Below are 4,039 nucleotides of genomic sequence, written 5' to 3'. Positions count from 1 at the left end.
CGATGACGGCCGATCGGATGCCATCCAGCACCTGAACCAGCGTCACCGCCAACCAAAACAATCGCCATAAATCCCAGCAATTCGCCTTCAGAACGAAATTGCGGCGTTTCCGGTCCAGGCGATAATGGTGTCGGCGTCGGGCAGAATGCTGATGGCCGGGGACTGTCATCTGTGGATGGCCCCTGCGTTGCAAGTATGAAGTTGGTTTGATGGAGCGATCTGTCGGGTGCGGTCACAGGCCTGGAGCTAATGTTCAAGCGTCCGAATCTGAACCGCCAAAGCGTCGAGTTGCTCGACCAGCGCTGAAAGGACACTCTTGGCAAGATCCGGGAGGCGCGCCTTATCCGCCTGACGGATTTGAGCGGCCAGATCGCCTACTCGGCCCGCCCCCTTGTGGAGCGATAATACCGAATTCGGCGCAGTGGCCGCGAACAGCGTTGATCAGCATCGTGCGAGCCCGGACACGCACGGTACGAACAAGTTCAGAAATTTGATGAGCTGTGAGGATTTAACCGTATATGAAAATCTCTATTGTGATGCCGTCCTTTAATCAGGCGAAATTTGTCGAGAATTCTCTTCTCTCAGTCTTTTCACAGGATTATGAAAACTGGGAGATCTTATTTGTAGACGGCGAAAGTACAGACGATACAATGCAGATTGTGGACCGCTACCGAGACAGAATTTCATTTTGCGTATCAGAACCGGACAAGGGTCAAAGCGACGCACTTCGCAAAGGATTTTCGCACGCGACCGGCGATGTGCTGACTTGGTTGAACACTGATGATCTGCTTCTACCAGGTTCCCTTAGCGAGGTATCCCGTGTCTTTCTGCAAAAGCCAGCATTATCCTGGGTGCTTGGAAACGTAATCTGGATCGATAACGAAGATATAGTGCTAAAATGCTGGAAAGGCGAGGGGTTTAGTTCTTGGCATCTCAGTTTTGGCTTGCTGGCCGCGGGAGGTCCGTCAGCGTTCTTCTCTAGAGAACTGTATGACCGAGTCGGCGGGATTAACGTAGAACTTGACTACCAGATGGATACGGAACTATGGTGGCGGTTCGCTTTGGCTAAAGAAGAATTTGTTCGATTGAAAGGCTATACTTGGGCCCTTAGACTTCATAGAGACGCAAAAGTATCTGGACATATGTTCGCAGCAGACGGTGACCCTCATCAGAAAGCAATTGCGGAGAGTAAGCGTTCGGAGCGGACGCACGTTGAATTAGTCCGGGACCTAGTTGCCACCAAGTACAGCCGGATTTATAGCCCACCGCTATCAGCATTAAGCAAATTAACTTCTTTCTCGTATCTATCCGGGTCATGGGACAATTTCATCAATAGAGGAAAAAAGCTTTCTGAGATATTTTAGCCTACAATAAAACACGAGTATAGAGCGGGAATATTAGTCGAACGTCATAAGTTTTCGGGCCCTCCATTGAGGATATTGAGATTGAAAAATAGGTTTTTTGAGTTGAAATATAGAGCGGCCCGCCCTAGAGCGAGAAATACGCTTGCTCATTTGGTTGATATCGATTCTATCTCGGCTAGGGAATTGTGGGCAATCCAGCAAGAGCGTAGAGGCTTAATGGTTGCGTACGCTTATGAATTTTGTCCTTACTATCGCGAAAAATATAACAAAGCAGGTTTCCGACAAAAAGATATATCCGAGGACTCGAACTTTTTTGAATTGCCAACGCTCACTCGCGATGAAGTCAAAAGTAATTTTTCAGGAATCATGTCGTCTGAATACTCTTCGAGGCATATAGAGCTATCCTCAACCGGGGGGTCAACGGGTGTCCCGATTGTTGTAGGGGTTGATCCGGACCACGCGGTCGAAGTAGTTAGTTGGCGTCGGCTGCGAGCTTGGGGTGTATCGCCGGCGGATAACTCGGGATACATTTACCGCGTTGTTCCTAAAGGTAAATCGGAACTGCTGAGACGTCTATTATACTATCCTACACGACGAACTTATCTCAGTGCAACCGAAATGTCTGAGAAAAATATGTCACGCTTTGTCCGCCATATGATCGATACTCGGGCGCGTTATATTGTAGCATACGTCGGAGCGCTTAAAATACTCGCGGACTATTTAAAGAGCAATAATATTAGTCTCCCTAATCTAAAGTTTATATGGAGTACGGCGGCGCCTTTGCCGGTATATCTTAGGTATGAACTAGAGGACGTTTTTGGTGTTCCGGTATACAGCCAGTACGGGTGTTCAGAATTCTATTGGATCGCGGCCGAGCGCGTGGACCGGACTGGGCTTGATATTGATTGGGACATCCGGACCGTCGAAATATTGGATGATAGGAAGCGGGTGGCGCCAATAGGAGAATTCGGGGACATCGCGATCACGGATTTACTCAACCGCGCATTCCCGTTGATCAGATATGAGGTAGGAGACCGAAGCCGATTGTTAGCTTCCTCCCTGCCTCTCGGTGATCAGCTCCCCATTTTGGATTTTGTGAAGGGTCGGACTTCCGACACTATTGTTCTTAAGAATGGTCGCAGAGTACCGGGAGAATTTTGGACGACTATTTTTGATTCCTATGTCGAGGCAATTAACGGATTTCATGTGCATCAGAGATCGGATCATACTCTTGAGGTTGGATTCATTCCGAATGAGCATTGGACTAGGAGACATGAAGAGGAAATTTTGAAAACATTGGAGGAGGTCTGCGAGGGCACCCCCATTGTGCTCAGCACGGAAGGAAGTCTTGTGAACGACCGCGGAAAGTTGAAGTTTGTCACGAGCGATCTTTCCTGATGTCGCGGTCGTCTCCTACGCAGTTTACAATCTGGGGGCATAGTTATTGCCGTTCTACCGCTGCCACCTACCTCGCCCTGAAGGATATTTATCCTGCCGAGATCGACGTTGTAATATGTGGCGCCGCAGACCCTGGCCTTCGACTGCACGCGGGTTTTCGTTCCGACGAATTCCCGCAGGAAAGTTTCTTAGCTGTCGCTCCTTCCATGGAAGATGCGCTGCGGATTTTGACAGAACGCGCGAGAGGGATCCACATGTTCTGCGCCTATCATGGCAACCCTTTGTATAAGAGATTGCTTGATACGGCGTTGGCTCTAAACGTAGAGTACGTTATCGCGTCGGAAGCACCTGAGAATATGGAGAAAAATGTCTTCGGGCGAGTCGCTAAGGAAGCTTTTATTCGCACATACCTGCGCTACAAAGTCGAAAAATATATCAAGGGGAGCCGCTTCATTGTCTCTTTCTCGGGTGATTCAACGGATCGACTGCGACAGGTGGGTTGGCCACTCTCCAAGATCGAGAAGTTCGGATATTATCCGCCGCCCCTCATTTCCGCTCGCCCCGAAATGGTTCTGCCTCAACGTCCTGCTCCTTGCCGCCCAGGACCATTGATATTTCTTCTGAGTGGAACTCATTGCAGACACAAGTCACCAGCGACGTTAGTTGATGCAGCAGAACATCTTGTACGTTGGGGTTTGGGTGACCAATTCAGGTGCATCGTTACCGGTGCCGGCCTGCAGACCAGACAGATGGAGAATAAGTCGTCGGCGTTGTATCTACCGATCGAATTTCGCGGTTTTGTACAGCTCAACGAATTGATCACTTTATACCGCACATCCGATCTATTTGTCGCGACTGGAACAAACGAACCTTGGGGAATCCGTGTCAATGATGCGATGCAGCTCGGTTGCCCCAGCATTGTGAGCTCGGGAATGGGGGCTGCCGCGCTTGTAAAAGAGGATCAGAATGGCTGGATATATCGTTCAAGCTCGTCGCTAGAGCTCGCGAAACGGATGCGGGAGCTAATAGAGAACCGGCTGAAAGTGCAATCTGCCCAAGATTATTTGCGCGTTAATGATGAAATCAGCCCGGAGTTTCAAGCAGGCCGATTAGCCGCGATCTTAAAGCGTCGCTTGAGGTTTGTATAGTCGCTACAGGGTGTGTTGCAGGGCAATCGCATTTCAGAACAGGCTGAGCAGGCGAGAGAGGAATGCATTGTCCCAGCCTGCCCTTTGGAATTTCCCCTTCAAGGATTCCTTTGAGCCGTCCTTCTGCAT

The 4,039-nt window shown here is 49.6% G+C and carries 3 protein-coding genes; all 3 read left to right on the top strand.

Annotation, left to right across the window (positions count from 1 at the left end; translation table 11 throughout):
- Positions 1–518: 518 nt before the first annotated feature.
- Positions 519–1,364, top strand: coding sequence for a glycosyltransferase family 2 protein (locus tag VQ042_RS24840; protein WP_331822938.1), 846 nt, complete (start codon positions 519–521; stop codon positions 1,362–1,364).
- Positions 1,365–1,445: 81 nt separating this feature from the next.
- A complete protein-coding gene (locus VQ042_RS24835) occupies positions 1,446–2,762 on the top strand; it encodes a phenylacetate--CoA ligase family protein (protein ID WP_331822937.1) in 1,317 nt (438 codons plus the stop codon).
- The gene (locus VQ042_RS24830) at positions 2,762–3,910 is read left to right on the top strand and encodes a glycosyltransferase family 4 protein (protein WP_331822936.1); all 1,149 of its coding nucleotides are present in this window, start codon (positions 2,762–2,764) and stop codon (positions 3,908–3,910) included. Before VQ042_RS24835 ends, VQ042_RS24830 begins: the two co-directional genes overlap by 1 nt.
- Positions 3,911–4,039 lie beyond the last annotated feature (129 nt).

The organism is Aurantimonas sp. A2-1-M11, assembly GCF_036549475.1.
GTDB lineage: Bacteria > Pseudomonadota > Alphaproteobacteria > Rhizobiales > Rhizobiaceae > Aurantimonas.
Note: the sequence above shows the minus strand (reverse complement) of the source record. Positions and strands in the feature narration are given on the sequence as shown.

Bases quoted from the DNA above. Each gene is read 5' to 3' on its own strand.
- VQ042_RS24830 (WP_331822936.1), top strand. From the start codon at position 2,762: ATGTCGCGGTCGTCTCCTACGCAGTTTACAATCTGGGGGCATAGTTAT.
- VQ042_RS24840 (WP_331822938.1), top strand. From the start codon at position 519: ATGAAAATCTCTATTGTGATGCCGTCCTTTAATCAGGCGAAATTTGTC.